Below are 16,010 nucleotides of genomic sequence, written 5' to 3'. Positions count from 1 at the left end.
ACGATAATGAACTACAGAACAACACATACTTTTGCTGCAAAAACAATCTGTTTTGTCTCCCTAATGGTATTCTTCGTATCCTTTATGGCGCATGGACAAAAAGAACCGCAATATACCCAGTACATGTACAATATTGGGAGCTTCAACCCTGCCTATGTCGGTACGGTCGAAACCCCCGAGATCATCGGGTTGTACCGGGCGCAATGGCTCGATATCCCTGGGGCGCCAAGAACGATGAGGTTCGGGGTCAATGTTCCTTTTTCCAACGAAAAGAACGGATTGGGCTTTAACGTGGTCAGCGATCAGTTGGGACCGTTTACCCAAACCTATGTTGATGTCGCCTATTCGTACCAGGTAAGTGTCTCGGACGATACCAAACTTTCCTTCGGCTTGGATGTAGGTGGGTCTTTCTTGAACGTTGATTTCAATAAAGGGGATTTCGAAATAGAAAATGAACCGCTGCTCAACGAGCAAACCGTGAATAAATTCTACCCTACGATCGGGGCCGGGGCATTTTTGTATTCCGATAATTGGTATGCTGGACTGTCCATTCCAAATTTTCTGACCAATGGTATATATGGGGATGAGGTGGCTGTTTTGGTTGAGGATAAGGTACAGTTCAATTTTATTGGGGGCTATGTGTTCGATCTATCAAAGACCTTGAAATTGAAACCCGCGTTCATGGTCAATTACCTTCAGGGGTCACCAGTGAACATTAATATATCGTCTAACTTCCTGATCAATGATAAAGTAACCTTGGGAGCGTCCTACAGAGTGGATAATGCCGTGAGCGCTCTGGCAGGTTTTCAGGCTTCAAGTAGTATGTTTATAGGGTATTCCTATGATTACAATACGAATGGCTTGGGAGAATATAACAATGGCTCACACGAGGTCATTCTCAAATTTTATTTAGGAAAAGGAAATAACCGAAGTAGGGAACCCAAAACCAATAACGCTAAGGGCAAACCAAAGCAAATAGATAGTCCAAGGTTCTTTTAGGAATTATAGAAGGGAATACCATAGCATCCAGAGGAACAACAAGACCATTGACAGCAATGTAAATGGTATAAAAGTGATCAAGGCGTGGCTATGACGGGAAAACATATTGAAAATACACACATGAGAACAAAGGCTTTACTACTATGCTGTTTTATGATCTTGGCACATTCATTTGCCCAAGAGGAAAAGTCAAAGGCAGACATTCTTTTTTATGGCTATGATTACAAAAGTGCGATTGTAGAGTATAAAAAGGAAATGGCGAAGGGACCCTTGAAAAACAGTCAGTTATTGAACATGGCGGATTCCTATTACAAACTAGGCGATTATGCCGATGCTTCAAAAATATATCTGGATATCCATAAGAAAGATACCATAATGTCCGGTCTTCGCTTTAATATGATGCTGCAGAGTTTGGCAAAAACATCCGACGTGGCAAGGGTACGGACCTTCCTCGGTTCAAAAAGCAATGATTTTGCCAATGAGTTGCTGGAAAATGCCGATTTCAATTACAGTTTGTTGGATTCCAGCCAAAGCGAAAATAAGGGGCTTCAAACAACCAATGTAAGCGCAAATAGTCCACAAGCCGATTTTGCCCCAAGTTTTTATAAGGATAAGTTATTGTTCAGTAGCGGACGGGGAAAGAAATCCAAAGAGGTGTATAAACCCTCTGGGGAGGCATATTTGGATATCTATGTAGGGAGGATGCACTCCGATGGTAATGTATTGAACGCCAATACCTTTATCGGCATTCCGGAAAGTGGATATCATGAGGCCACTCCCTATTATTCCGAGGAGTTGGACAAATTGTTCTATGTGACTTCCAATACCTATGATGGGGAACTGCGTTTTGATGATAATGGTAAAAATTCCTTGGCCATTGCCATGTCCGGGGGTCAGGGTGACCAACGTTTTTTGCTCAAGGACCTGAGTGTCTCGTTCTACTATCCTTTTTATGAAGCCGCGACTTCGAGGTTGTATTTTGCAGCCAATTTTGAAGGGGGCTATGGGGGAACCGATATTTATTATGTGGTGACCAACAATGGACAGATCATGTCTGAACCCCGAAATTTGGGACCAAGGATCAATTCCCCAGGAAATGAGATAGCCCCGTACATTTTCCAAAAGAGCCTGTATTTTTCTTCCGATGTATTTTATGGTTTGGGAGGTATGGATATGTACAAGGCCAAGATGTACGCAGACGGGTCTTTCGGTATACCCATCAATTTGGGTAAGGGGATCAACTCAACAGCGGATGACTTTGGTCTTATCATAAAACAGGATGGGCCTGAAGGCCTATTGGGTTACTTTTCATCCAATCGAAAAGGGGGCAAGGGTAATGATGATATCTATGGATTTAAATCTATGGAAGAGCTCGGTTTAAAAACCCTGTCCTTAAAAGGTCGCGTGGTTAACCTTAAGGCCAATCAAGCGGTTGGCAAGGCCCTGGTACAGTTGTTTGATAAGGAAGGAGCTGTTTTGACCGAGGTTTACGCCAATGAGGAGGGTGAATTTAGAATTGAGATTCCTTGGGAAGATGAAGTTACGGTCAAGGCTTCAAAAGAACGTTTTTCCAATTTTTCGGTTACTTATAAAGAAAATGATTATGCCGGTCTAGAGGATAAAGGTTTTCAGATGGGACTATCGATGATCGATGATGTTTTGACCGAAAAGGAAGGGAAGGAAGTCTTGAAATTACAGAAGTTCTATTTTGCAAGGGGTAGGGCCGATATAACTGCGGCGATTGCGACCGAACTTGATAAAGTGGTAGAGGCGGTTCAACGTTTCCCTCTTTTGCAGTTGGGTATTGAAACATATACCAATAGCAAAGGGGCCAAAGCAACGAATTTAAAGCTTTCCCAAAAGCGTGCCGATGCCATCCGATCCTATTTGGTAAGTAAAGGTGTTGCCAGTTCCAATATCGTTTCCGCCATGGGCTACGGAGAGGAAAATCTGGTCAATAAATGTGCTGATGGGGTCTATTGTTTGGACTTTCTGCACAAACAGAATGATCGTACACTCATTGTAGTGAAGAATGCCCAGGAGTTATAGGTTGTATTATTTGAGGATGTAACCCTTTAATTGGAGGGTCAAAAAATCACGATCCAAAAATAATAGACCGAAAACAGGGCCAAAAAGAGAATGCCGGCATAGGTCAATACCTGTAATCCTTTTTTGGGTCTTAAGTGCAGTGGTATTTCGTTACTCATGACATTCTTCAGGTTCATGTAACCTATAATCGGTGCGACTACAAAAGAGACAAAGGTAGCCAGGGCCACCAGTTTTCCCATATTCGAACCAAAACCAAAGATCACGATCAGGTTGATGGTTGAGAGTAGGACAACCAGTACCGCAAAAGGCCATTTTTTGGTTTGTAGTCGAACTTTTGGGGATAGTAGATCCAACGTATCCAAACTTACCCGCACTATGGCATCATGGGCCGACATACAGGTACTGAACATGGTGGCAAAAGCAGCCGTAGCAATGAAGATATAGGCCCAATCCCCTATATGTGTGGTGAATAATTGAACGACCTGGTCTGCAAAATCTACGGCATTCCCGCTTAATACGGTGTTGGTTCCGTACAAGGTGAACCATCCGATAATAAGGAAGAAAACAGCAAATACCCCCGTTAGGATATATCCGATATTGAATTCGAGCAGTGATTCTTTCAAAGTAGGCTTGCGTTTTCCGCTCTTCCATTTTTCGATACTCCAGAGACTGATCCAAGTGGAGGCTTCCACGGTAGTAGGCATCCATCCCATTAATCCGATCAAAAACAAAATACCTGCCTCATTGAAAATCGGAATCGGTTTAAAATCGGGAACCGCATCGACCCTACCTTTAAAAGCAACCATGACCGTTGTGATCATTAAGGCCACGAATAAAATGGTAACGATGAATTTCAAGGATATTTCCAGAAGCTTATACCGTCCAACGATCAACAGTAAAGATATAAACGCAAAAAGGCCTAAGGCTATCGTACTTATGGGAATGTTGGTAATCTGGAATAGATTGATGAAAAGTCCTGCGGTAACCGTGTATAAAGCGGCCAGGATCGTAAAGGTAGACACCAAGGTAATCAAGGCATAGAACCAGAGAAAGGCCTTGCCACGGTTTAAATACCCTTCAATCAGTGATGTATTGGTAATATTGGTATAGCGCACCCCAAATTCAAAGAACGGATACTTAATGATGTTGGCGAGTACAATAGGGATAATCATTATCCAACCATATTGGGCGCCTGCCTTTGTGGATAATACCAAATGGGACGTTCCTATGGCCATGCCTGCGAACAAAAGGCCGGGGCCCAGATTTCTGAATAGTATTTTGAGTTTTGACATTGGGTGTTCGCGAATAATCATCCTAAAATAATCTTTTTAAGCGAAATACCTTGGGGCTATTTTATTTCGATGGTGTTACCGTAGAATTTAGGTTCGGTTTTTAAAAGAAGATCGATAAAGACCTTTACCCGGGCAAAATATTCCCTGATTTGCACTTTGAATCCTCCCTTTCCTGGAATACCTTGTGCATTGTACCCTATGGCGTGCAATCCTTTTTGGTTGGCAATGTAAATGGCGCGTTCGTTATGGAACTTTTGTGAGATGACGGTAACGCTGTCCAAGCCAAAAACAACATTGGCCCTTACCATGGAGTCCAAGGTCCTAAAGCCTGCATAGTCCAAATAGATGCGTTCTTTGGGGATGCCTTGTTCAATGAGGTCTTTTTTGATGGTATTAGGTTCGTTGTAATAAATGGTCTCATTATCACCGCTTACCAATACAAAATCGATTTTGTGGGAATTGAACAGTTCTACGGTGGCTTTTATACGATTGGAATAATACGGATTGGGTTGGCCACCCACGAGCTTTTTGGCAGTACCAAGGACCAAGCCTACACGGTTTTTGGGAACCGTGTTCAGCGATGAGAATGTTTTGCCTTTGGCGCCCGATTCAATAATCAAATTACAGATAAAAATGAGTAATAGTACACAGGCGATCAGTAAACCTACCTTTTTTAAAAATCCCATTGTGAACACTTTACCCATATTGTAAAGGTAGCCAAATAAGAAAAGTATTAGGGGCAAAATAAACAAAAACGCCCTGTATTCCGAAATGCTATTTCGCTAAAGGGTGCCCAATAGGATAGAAATATGTTTGGGATGGGAAACCCCTGTTTCTATTCATGATTTTTCCAATAGACCTTTTCCGGAAAGAATACCTAAATCCAATGATCAATCTAATATGAAAGTATTGAAGGCAGGCCAAAATGGGGCCGTAAGACAGAAGTCATACTAATAGGTGTATCTAACGGCAGTATTCAAAGGTAAATATATGGTTATAGAGGATATGGGAACGGACATTTGGAAGGTCTTCCTTTGAAACGTAATTTCAGGTTTCTTTAATGAAAATAAGATTAAAAATAAATAAGTAATAATAAGGGTAAGTCAAAATATGGTATAAACTATATCCTTTTAACTTTGTAAACTAGCTGCCTTTACGAACATATGATCTATTAGTTATTGAATCAAACTATAACAAAATGAAAAATTACATAAAGACCCTTCGCTTATTTATATCCATTAATATATTATTTCTTTTAATATTAGGTTGTAAAGGCAATACGCAAGATGCAATTGATAGTGGCAGTATTTCTAAAACAGAGATAATAAAAAGTATACAATTACCGCGTATTGCAAAATCCGTAAGCAATTTTAAGGAATTGGGAGCAAAAGGTGATGGTGAAATGAATTGCAAACCATTAATGGATTCTTTAATGAAAGAAATCAGTTCGCAAGGGGGAGGAAAAATTGTTGTTCCTGAAGGGGTGTATTTATTTGAAGGCCCCATACATTTTGAAAGCAATATCAATCTACATCTCCAAGAAGGTGCAAAAATCGTATTTAGTCAGAATCCTAAAGATTATCTACCAATGAAACTAGTTCGTTGGGAAGGAGTAGAGATATATAATTATTCTCCGTATATATATGCTAACGGTAAAAATAATATTGCCATTACAGGAAAGGGACAGTTTGATGGAAATGCTAAAGGGGGTATGGGTGCTTGGAAACCTTTACAAAAAACAGCGCAAGAAAGTCTTAGGAAAATGGGTAAGGAACTCAAACCCGTTGATCAGCGTTTGTTTGGGGAAGGTCATTTTTTAAGACCTTCGTTTATCCAATTTTTTAATTGTGAACGAATTCTAATTAGTGATATTACCATTGAAAATGTACCTTTTTGGATTATACAACCTACATATTGTAAAAGTATAACCATTAAAGATGTGAAAATAAAAAGTCACATGCCGAATAATGACGGAATCGATATTGATTCTAGCGAAGATGTCCTTATTGAAGATTGTATTTTTAATACAGGGGATGATGCTATAGCGATAAAATCGGGTAGAGATAACGATGCATGGAGGGTTAATCGTCCAAGTAAAAACATAGTCATCAGAAATTGCATCGCTGAGAATGTTTTGCATGGAATTGCTTTTGGTAGTGAAATGTCGGGTGGAATAGAAAATGTATATGTTGAGAACTTTATTATGAAAACGGTAGAACAAAATGCCATACAATTTAAATCAAATCAAGATCGGGGTGGTTTTATCCGTAATATATATTTCGATGGTGTTTATATTGACCAAACGAAAACAGCAATATTCTTTACAAACAATTACCACAGTTATGCAGGAGGTAATTCCCCTTCAGAATTTCATCATATTCAATTGAAGAACATAATATGTAGTAGTGCTAAAGACAAAGGGATAAATATTAAAGGTTTAATCAATAAACCAATACATCATATTGTATTAGAAAATATTATGGTAATAAAAGAGAATAGCAAATCAGAATTCAGTAATACTGAAAATTCTAGTTTTAATAATATATCCATTAAAGGAAAAGAGCTTTTATTTCAAGATGAAAATGAATAACACAACACACAACAATCTATCATACATAATGACGGGCATATGGCTAGATTTATTTTCGACAACGAAGTAGGAGGTAAGATTCCCTTTCAGATACTATAAAAGTCATATTGTCTTCTTCGGTAACGACGACATTCAATTGCCAAGCGAATTTTATGCATAGGGAAGCAGATGATGTATTGGAAAAAGCAGGGAGCTTTTAACGATATGGACAAATTAACCCATCATTCCTTTACTCTATTTCTTAAAATTGTTTCGTTATTATCCTTGCCCTTATTATACATGGGGCGAATTCTGAATAAAAGGAGGGCATTATAATTTCCATTGCATTAAAATAGGGAGAGTAAGCCAGGCATTAAGGGATTGCAATTTGTTATTAAATCTAGATGCGCACCCGGGATTTTCGGGTAATGGGCTTGATAAAATCCCAAAGTTTTACGCTTTTAGATGGTAAATACTATAAAACTGTGTACTGTGTCCGTACTGAATTTTGGTCTCTGGCAACAAGGGAAGATAGAGCAATGTTTTGATTGAAATAGTACCATTACCAATGGTTTGACTAAAGTCAATTGCTTTTTTTGAATTTGAATAAAAGGAATAAAAGGTGATGTACTTCATTTCCAATGGTTTGCCTAAGTATAGAAAAGGCCTTAGTAATATGAGCCTCGACCGCTTTTATTGAAACCCCCTTGTACTCAGCAATTTCTAGGTTGGTAAGTCCGTCTTGTTTGCTGAGAAGGAATATTGCCTTGCATTTTGGGGGCAGCTTTTGAATTTCTCGATGTACCATCTTTATGTTGCGCTCCAACGTGTATTCATCCTTATTTCCCAATTTTGTTGTCAAGAGTCTTTTTGCAAATGGAGAAATCGCTTCTGCAACAGGTAATAGGGTAGCATTTCGTAAGTATAAACCAGTTGATCACCCTTCGGAAAATAGTCTTTCTTTAGGCATACGTATAAGCTACGGTTTATTCGATTTTTATACGGGGGGGTGATATTCCCGGGATCGGACATACGAGTTCCCTCGATCCCGAAAGCATGGAATCACATGTTGCCCCGGTTATAGGAAACGTTGATGTGGCTTTACTAAACCATCATGGTAATCGCGATTCCCAGAATGAATTTTTTATTAGTAGTTTACAACCAAGAGTATGGATTAGTCAAAGCTGGACCATTCGACATCCGGGGGAGGATGTTTTGAGATGCATTATGAGTCCATATGTTTATCCAGGTGAACGGGATTTGTTTACCAACTCGCTACATCCTGTGAACGAACAATATTTGGGAGAATCCCTTTCCAAAGCTTTTAAGTCTAAAAATGGGCACATTGCCATCAGAGTATACCCTGGAGGTAATAAGTACGATATTTTTATTTTGAATGATTTATCAACAACAAGGAATGTTGTAGCCAAATATGGTTATCAGTCAAGATAGATTTCTTTTTAGATGGTAGTAATGTCAGTAGGTAGAAGGGTGTAACAATTGGTTAGACAAAATTTACAATAGCAGATACTATTGTAAAATAAATTGAGATGGTTTTATTCTCATGCGATTATGAATTCAATTGATTGTAAATTGTACGCCAAGAGGGTTGTTCATGCGGAGGGGCTAGAAGATTCACCAATAAAAGACTCTACATTCTATGATAGTAATGGGGATATATTATTGGTAAAATGAAAAATCTAAGGGATATTTCCTTTAACAAAATAGAAAGTCGGGAAATTTCTTGAATAGCCAATATTAATTATATCCATTTATAAAAAAAACAAATTCAACATGGTATTTTTTTCAATAAGGAGTTTAAGGTTTACGCTATTGCTTTTGAATTTTTTCTTAGTTAGTAATGTTTTGAACGCTCAAATTCCTGTGGAGTCTGTTTTTCACGTAAACCGAGGAAAGACCAATGAATGGATTTCTCACAAATCCAATGATGATGCGCTACAACGGATAATCAATAATGCGGCATTTCAATATCTAGAAAAGAGGCAAGGAACGATTGATGGTTTAAAGACAAAATCAGATTGGTTGTCCTACAGGGATAGCATAAAGAATATATTGATTTCCCCTCTTTCCAAATTTGAGAAGACACCACTGAATCCGCAGATTACGGGAACTATAGAACGGGAAGCATTTAGAGTTGAAAAAATTATTTTTGAATCCCATCCAGGATTTTATGTTACCGCCAGCCTATTTCTTCCTAACAAAAGACAAGACCCTGCCCCTGCTATTATTTTTACTTCAGGACATACTAGTCTTGGCTTTAGAAGTAAAGGATATCAACATGTTATTTTAAACCTAGTATCCAAAGGCTTTATTGTAATGGCGTTTGACCCTATTGGACAAGGTGAAAGATTACAGTACCTAGATTCAAAAACAGGAAACTCCCTAATAGGAGGTCCTACACTGGAACATTCTTATGCAGGAGCCCAAGCCCTGTTGTGGGGAGTCTCACTATCGGACTATTTTATATGGGATGGTATAAGGGTAGTGGATTACCTTTATACGAGACCTGAAGTTGATGTATCGCGTATCGGGATTACGGGAAGGTCCGGGGGAGGTACACAAACAGCTATGATAGCTGCCTGCGACGAACGTATTTATGCAGCGGCACCAGAAGCTTTTATTACGAATTATAAGAGGTTGTTACAGTCCGTAGGTGTTCAGGATGCCGAGCAGAATTTGTATAATGGAATCTCTAAAGGAATTGACCACCCTGATTTTTTACATGTTAGGATGCCCAAGCCAAGCCTGATTATCACAACTATTAATGATTTTTTCAGTATCCAGGGAGCACGTGAAACATTTGATGAAGTAAAGAAATCATATGTAGCCCTTGGAAAAGGGGATAATGTTGAAATGGTAGAAGATATGGGAAAACATGAATCGACCAAATTAAACAGGATGGCAATGTATGGTTTCTTTCAAAAGCATTTATCCCTGCCTGGGGATTCTAATGACATTGAAATAGAACCTTTCCCTGTGGAAGACCTATGGTCAACGCAAACCGGTCAGCTTAGCTCTTCGTTAAAATGTAAAACGGTTTTTAACTTAAACCGGGAATATGCTAGTAAAAAAGGAACTTCGGAATTCTTTTTGCCTGAGTATTCGGCTGAATTGGCGGGGATAAAACTCGACCGTAAGTTATCATCGGCTGTGTTTACCGGAAAAATTGTTAAAGATGGAATGGAAGTAGAGAAGTATTTTCTTGAAAATACAAAAGGGGATTATGCTTTGCCGGTGTACGTAGCTACCAAAGCTGATTCCAAAGCTGATAAGGTGCTATTGTGGCTGCATCCTAAGGGAAAAGAAATTATATTGGAGAGCACATTTGTAAATGAATTAATGGATAAGGGTTATACGGTAGTTTCGGCCGACCTTCCAGGAATGGGGGAGTTGTCTAATCCTGACTTTTCAGGAGATGGAATTGTTGAACAGGTGCCCTTAAATTATCTGTTCGGTGCAAATTTGGTAGGCAAAAGTATAACAGGTATTCAGGCAGAATCCATAGATCTGATTGTGGAATTTATTCATAAAGATACCCGGAATAAAAAGAGGAAATTGCATGCCATGATTGAAAATTCTGCAAGTTTTAGCTTCCTTCATTACATAGCGCTCAAGAATCCTTTTGATAGATCAGTAGTAATCAACCAATATTTGTCTGGTCCGGAAGGCATTACCAAGGAATATTATAATCCAGAAGAAGCTTTCTTTAGTGTTCCGGGAAGTTTACCATATTACAAGCTGCTCAATCTTGTAGAACTACATCCAAAACATAGATTGAAAATAATCAAAACCCCTTTATCAGAAGGAGGAGTAAAAGAATCATTAAACTTTTTTGCTAAATAAAGTAACCAGGCGTTGTTGTCAGGCGCTCCGATTTCTTTTAAGAATTCCCGGTACTTTTTAAATTGTGGTTTGGGTAGACAATTACTTGAAACGTTTTATGTTTTTGAAGAGGGTCGGTATTGGTGGGGGAATTAAATGAACTTTTATGCTTCCACGGGCTTTATCAAGGAAAACGAAAAAGAAGAGGACGGTCTTCTGAACGACAAGACCGAAAAAGAAATCGATCTAAGTCCTACGGATTTATTCCTGCCATTGATGTTTCCAAACCGCAATGTTACTATGACCCAAAAATACACCCAGTATTTCGAAATGCTTTATTACTAGAGGGTGTCCAATAATAGGATAGGAAAATGCTTGGGATGGGATTGTATTGTGATCGATTCCTCCTGATCGTGTTATTATTGGAAAAGCCCTCTTGTTATTAGTTTTTTTGTGTTGTGAACTGGTAGTTTGTTCGCATTATTACTCGAATAAATTCGGCAAAACCACAAACAAAAAAACCAAAGCTTTCGCTTTGGTCTTTCTTCTTCTGTACTCGAGACGGGAACACTATTATTCAATAATACAATTTCTTGAAATTACCGTAAATATTAAAATATGCCTTTGTATACAATGGTTTAGGAAGGATTAATAAAATATTCACATTGAATACTGTTGAATTATTTTGAATAATTTTTAACTTTGCCGTACAAAAATAATACAAATATATGGCATCAGTGAATTTTTTGTACAGGTCCACAAAAAGAGAGGCTTTCTTAAATGTAAGGTTGCTTTATAGGGTTGTGTCCCAAGACTACGAGAAAGGGTATAAGGATTTTGTCCTAGGGGCTAAAACAAAACTGAAAGTATCTAAATACTACTGGGATGAAACTCATAAGAAAAACCTCCGGGATATTAAAGATGTAGACCAAAGGAATCTTTATACAGAAACCAATCAGGAGTTAATGAGGATTGAGGACCATATTCTTTCCGCATTTGATAAGGTAGATTCTAAAGAGGTTATTGATAAAAAATGGCTCAACACAATTCTTGAAAAGTACTATAACCCGACCTCAAATGATGGTCCTAAAATCCCAACTGATTTAATTGGATATTTTGATCATTATATTGAATACAGAAGAAACGAGCTTGACGAAAAAGGAATTAGAAGGATAAAGGTAACAAAGAATAAAATGGTTAGGCTTCAGGAATATCTTGGTTCAATAATTTTGATCAAGGATATTAACGAGGACTTTAAAATCAAATATCAAGATTATTGTAATAATGAGAAATACTCTCAGAACACACAACAAAGGGAACTGTCATTGATAAAGACGGTTTGTAATCATGCTAGATACTCAGGACTCGAAACTCATGTTCAATTAGATAGTTTGAAAATAGCAAAAGAGCCAGTCAATCATATTTTTCTAAATTTTGGTGAGATTGAAAAAATCAAAAATCTAAAGCTGGATACAGGGTATTTGGATAATGCTAGGGATTGGTTGTTGATTAGTTGTTATACTGGTCAAAGGGTTTCGGACTTTATGAGGTTCACAAAAGAAAATATTAGGATTGAGAAAGGTAAATACTTTTTGGAATTCACTCAGCAAAAGACAAAGAAACGTATGGTAATACCTTTGTCAAAAGAAGCTAGGGAAGTTTTGAAGAAAAGAGGAGGGGAGTTCCCTAGACCTATCTCAGATCAAAAGTATAATGACTATATCAAAGTTGTTTGTCAAAAAGCCGGATTGAATGAATTGGTCAAAGGAAAGAAACGAACCAAGGTAAAGGATAAAACCTATCGAGATGTATCAGATACCTTTGAAAAATGGGAGCTTGTTAGTTCCCATATTGGTAGAAGATCATTTGCGAGTAATTATTACGGCAAAGTCCCAACTACTTTTTTAATAAATATAACGGGTCATAGCTCTGAAAAGATGTTTCTTAATTATATCAAAAAATCAAACCTTGATTTAGCTGTAGAATCTTATAAATATTTCGATTGACTTATTTAAAAGTTGTTTTTAGGACTACATAAATACATGATAATATTGTAATTCTTTAAATATCAATTACATAAAAAATGTTGTTGCTACATTCGATTACACAGGCACAACAAGCATGCAAGGAAGTTTATGAGCAACCTGAAGAAATACCTGAAATTCATTGAAAAGCGCTCCAAAAGTGGGGCCGGGCAGCTTGCTTTGACAACCTTAGTGAAAAGTGCCTTTCAATACTTGTTCGGTACTTCTACAAAGCATCTAAAATTGGTGTTTCTCTTCTGAGTTGATAAGAAAAAAGCCCCTTGAAGAGGCTTATATCGATGATATTATGTCTGATTAAAGGCTTGTGCAACGGTTACTGTTGTTGTGCTCAGTTATTTTATTCAAATTTCAGTGATTCTTTTAACTTTTTAAATGGCTCGTATTCGTCAATTGACAAGTGTTTTGTACACGCCCTGGCATAGTCTGAAGGATTTCTAGCTCCTGAAATAGAACTTATTTTAGCAATTAATGACTTACCGGGTAATAGACTTAGGATCAGTTCGATATCCCTTTCGTTTATTGCTTTTTCACAAAAGTCCAATTCTGTTTTTAAGATTTCCTTGATTTTAGCTTCATCAAGATTTTCATTAGCATATTCAGTTTGGCTTTTGGATTCTTCAATTAGCTTTAATTCAAGTGATTCAACTGTATCAATTTGCTTCAATTCTGTTTTTGGAATTGAAACTGCTAGATTAATCTTGGCTCTGTCAAATACTCTTTGAGCAGCAATTTCTAATTTTAATTTTTCAAATTCTGAGATTATTAAATTTTCAATTTCCTCGGCAGTAGGAACAGCCTCTTTTAAGCCCATATTTTGGGTTATTTGTACAACCACGTTTGGAATACAGAAGTAAGATTCAGCTTCATGAAATAACAGAGGAATACAATTATCAGAAGTTAAACTATCAATTGTTTCATTTGATTTATAATCCCTATCGAAAACACCCATGAGTTTAACGGAAGGTGCAATTGCATTCCAAATGCCTAAACGATTTGCTACAGCTTGAACATCACTTCCACTTCCCATAGGTACAATTTCAATATCTGTTCTTCCTACTAACCATCGATAAAATATTGAGTCAAAAGAAGTCTCACGTCCTTCAGTTATTAAGGCATTTGAAGTCGAAAGAATTGCTGGGATACTACCCAATAGTGCTCTTAAATCATTACCATCAATCTCGCCAATGTTGCTTATTTCACTTATGTTTTCGTTAGTGTTGCTTAAGACTAGAACGTTATCCACATTAGCTCTCATTGAAAAGCCAACATTATGTGTAGTATAGACAAAAACGCAATCTGGAAGGTCATTTTCAATGGTGTCCCAAACACGACACGCCAAAGCAGGGTTTAAGTTTAATTCAGGCTCGTCAACAAGAATTAGACTGCTGTCATCACCAAGTATTGCGATATCAGCAAGAATTGAAAGAACTTGTTTTTCTCCATCAGAGAGTTCTGACGGTGGATATGGACTGCTTCCATTTTTTGTACAAGTAATAGATTTGTTTGCCGAATCTAAATTGAGTTCGATAGAAGGGAATATTTCAGAAAAAAGAGTAAACAGCTTTGTTAACGGTGGTTCTTCTCTTAAAGGCATTGGGCCATTTTGTCCGTTTTTTTGCCACTCATTTACTTTGTCCGAATGTTGTCCTCTAATTTCTTGACCCATTCTGTCCAACAAAAGTAGCGCGTCCATTACTCTATCTGAAAGAGTGGATTTCCTTTTACTTTGAAATGTCTGATTCGCTTTCTGAAGTGTTCCGTATTGTTGAAAGTTATGTCTTGTTAGTTGAAGTGAGTTAGTCAGTTTAATTGTACGACCACCTTCGACAAAAATTACGGTTCTGTTTCCAAAGTAGTTCGGAGCTTGGTCTCTTAATTCCTTTAGAAGTTTGGATTTTCCTGTACCATTTGCACCTAATAGAATGTTTATTCGGTTAAAGACGAATTCTTCATCTGGTAATCTGCTTAGTTTAATTTTAGTTTCCATTCTATTTTAATTGAGCACAACGGTTGGGCTATGGCAAGTAGGGCAGGCAAGGAAACTTTTCGTTTCCGTCTGAACTATGAGCCAGAGCTTTTTGTTTTGTAATTATTTTTTCTTTTTTAATTGCCAAATCCAAAAGATTTGGCGGACTTAGTAAACAAGCCCAAGCCCTTAAATATAGCACTTTTTGCCCTATTTGCTATAGCCTGTGTTAGCTGTAGTTTTTATTTCATTTTATAATAAATTCCATAAATCTTTTTCCCAGTTCTGTCATTTTTACAGAAGGTTCAACGTATGTATGGTCATATAAAATAGAGTCCTTAACTCCAAAATCCCTTAAACCTCCATTTGTTGTAATTAAACCTTTATTCTCTATGTCTAGACAATAAAACTTAAATTCAGATTGGTCAATCACTATTTTTTTGTCGTACTCATTATATTTTGCAAAGAAGTTGTCATAAGATTCGATTTTTTCCAGCAATTTCTCATTGAAATTAATGTAAGAAATAAGTATTATTTGAATTGGTGATAAACTCACTAAAAAGTCAAGAAATAGTCTATTTACACTTAATTCATAATTTTCTTGAGTCAAGACGGAATCCATAAAAACGTTAGCTAAAGTATTTCGTATTTTTTCATCTCTTACTCGCATTGAAGATTTCCAGAAACCGACATTAAAATCGTAAAAGTCATCACTTTGAATATATTTTTCAATTAACTCGTTTGTTTCTATTCTCCTTACCTTTTCTTGTAAAATCTGAACAGTTTCATTAATCCTTTTTTGTTGAATTCTGTTCGGGACTTGAATAAATATTTCATTCATTACTGGTCCAAGCCAAGGAATGGTGGATATTGCACCTGAAATTATTCCGTCTTGTATTTCGTCAATTCCAGTTGCTTTTCTTAAAATTTCTGATGGTAGTTTTCTTCTTTCTTTTTTCACTTAATTGTTCCTGATTATTCGATAGACGGATTGTTGCTTTTAAATTACAGCTAACGTTTATGTATAAGAATAGTTGCGGGTTTGTATGTGAGGATTTTCCGCAGGAAAATCAGACGTTACAAGCACGCAACTACCTTTGATTAAGCACTAAACCGCAATTATTTTTATACGGTGTTGAACTAATCCTCGTACCTCGGAAGCTTTTAGTTTGTTTATAAAAGTACGTTATCTTACTGTTTGATAAAAACCTTAAGAATATGTATTTAAAAAAAGTCAAGGACGATCT

12 protein-coding genes are annotated in these 16,010 nt (G+C 37.3%); 6 read left to right on the top strand and 6 right to left on the bottom strand.

Annotation, left to right across the window (positions count from 1 at the left end; all coding sequences use genetic code 11):
- Positions 1-6: 6 nt before the first annotated feature.
- Positions 7-999 carry a PorP/SprF family type IX secretion system membrane protein gene (locus HPE56_RS10685; RefSeq protein WP_188243752.1) on the top strand — a complete coding sequence of 331 codons (993 nt, stop codon included), beginning with the start codon at positions 7-9 and terminating at the stop codon, positions 997-999.
- 120 nt (positions 1,000-1,119) lie between these two features.
- Positions 1,120-3,048 carry an OmpA family protein gene (locus HPE56_RS10680; protein ID WP_188243751.1) on the top strand — a complete coding sequence of 643 codons (1,929 nt, stop codon included), beginning with the start codon at positions 1,120-1,122 and terminating at the stop codon, positions 3,046-3,048.
- Positions 3,049-3,086: 38 nt separating this feature from the next.
- Here HPE56_RS10680 and HPE56_RS10675 read toward each other — a convergent pair whose 3' ends face one another.
- Both HPE56_RS10675 and HPE56_RS10670 read right to left on the bottom strand, forming a co-directional pair.
- Positions 3,087-4,340: an NRAMP family divalent metal transporter gene (locus tag HPE56_RS10675; protein WP_188243750.1), complete on the bottom strand. Its 1,254-nt coding sequence runs from the start codon at positions 4,338-4,340 to the stop codon at positions 3,087-3,089.
- Positions 4,341-4,396: 56 nt separating this feature from the next.
- Entirely contained in the window at positions 4,397-5,026 is a 630-nt protein-coding gene (locus HPE56_RS10670) for a SanA/YdcF family protein (protein ID WP_223170274.1), read from the bottom strand.
- Positions 5,027-5,538: 512 nt separating this feature from the next.
- On the opposite strand from HPE56_RS10670, the gene HPE56_RS10665 reads away from it, so the two are divergent.
- The gene (locus HPE56_RS10665; protein ID WP_188243748.1) at positions 5,539-6,930 is read left to right on the top strand and encodes a glycoside hydrolase family 28 protein; all 1,392 of its coding nucleotides are present in this window, start codon (positions 5,539-5,541) and stop codon (positions 6,928-6,930) included.
- A 432-nt stretch (positions 6,931-7,362) separates the two neighbouring features.
- Here the strand turns inward: HPE56_RS10665 and HPE56_RS10660 are convergent, their stop codons facing one another.
- Both HPE56_RS10660 and HPE56_RS10655 read right to left on the bottom strand, forming a co-directional pair.
- Positions 7,363-7,545: a hypothetical protein gene (locus HPE56_RS10660; RefSeq protein ID WP_188243964.1), complete on the bottom strand. Its 183-nt coding sequence runs from the start codon at positions 7,543-7,545 to the stop codon at positions 7,363-7,365.
- On the bottom strand, positions 7,493-7,717 hold the full coding sequence (locus HPE56_RS10655) for a sigma factor-like helix-turn-helix DNA-binding protein (RefSeq protein WP_188243955.1): 225 nt from the start codon (positions 7,715-7,717) through the stop codon (positions 7,493-7,495). The genes HPE56_RS10660 and HPE56_RS10655 overlap by 53 nt, the downstream gene beginning before the upstream one ends.
- A gap of 986 nt (positions 7,718-8,703) precedes the next feature.
- Between HPE56_RS10655 and HPE56_RS10650 the strand changes: the two genes are divergently transcribed.
- The 3 genes from HPE56_RS10650 (at position 8,704) to HPE56_RS10640 (ending at position 12,758) form a co-directional block, all read left to right on the top strand.
- The gene (locus HPE56_RS10650; RefSeq protein WP_188243747.1) at positions 8,704-10,773 is read left to right on the top strand and encodes an alpha/beta hydrolase family protein; all 2,070 of its coding nucleotides are present in this window, start codon (positions 8,704-8,706) and stop codon (positions 10,771-10,773) included.
- 135 nt (positions 10,774-10,908) lie between these two features.
- Positions 10,909-11,097 carry a hypothetical protein gene (locus HPE56_RS10645; RefSeq protein ID WP_188243746.1) on the top strand — a complete coding sequence of 63 codons (189 nt, stop codon included), beginning with the start codon at positions 10,909-10,911 and terminating at the stop codon, positions 11,095-11,097.
- A gap of 383 nt (positions 11,098-11,480) precedes the next feature.
- A complete protein-coding gene (locus HPE56_RS10640) occupies positions 11,481-12,758 on the top strand; it encodes a site-specific integrase (protein ID WP_188243745.1) in 1,278 nt (425 codons plus the stop codon).
- 376 nt (positions 12,759-13,134) lie between these two features.
- Here HPE56_RS10640 and HPE56_RS10635 read toward each other — a convergent pair whose 3' ends face one another.
- Entirely contained in the window at positions 13,135-14,784 is a 1,650-nt protein-coding gene (locus HPE56_RS10635) for an AAA family ATPase (protein WP_188243744.1), read from the bottom strand.
- Positions 14,785-15,010: 226 nt separating this feature from the next.
- The gene (locus tag HPE56_RS10630; protein WP_188243743.1) at positions 15,011-15,724 is read right to left on the bottom strand and encodes a hypothetical protein; all 714 of its coding nucleotides are present in this window, start codon (positions 15,722-15,724) and stop codon (positions 15,011-15,013) included.
- Between the last annotated feature and the right edge of the window lie 286 nt (positions 15,725-16,010).

The sequence above is a fragment of the Maribacter aquimaris genome, assembly GCF_014596745.1.
Taxonomy (GTDB): Bacteria; Bacteroidota; Bacteroidia; order Flavobacteriales; family Flavobacteriaceae; genus Maribacter_A; species Maribacter_A aquimaris.
The sequence above is the reverse complement of the archived record's forward strand: the minus strand, read 5'-3'. Positions and strand labels throughout refer to the sequence as shown.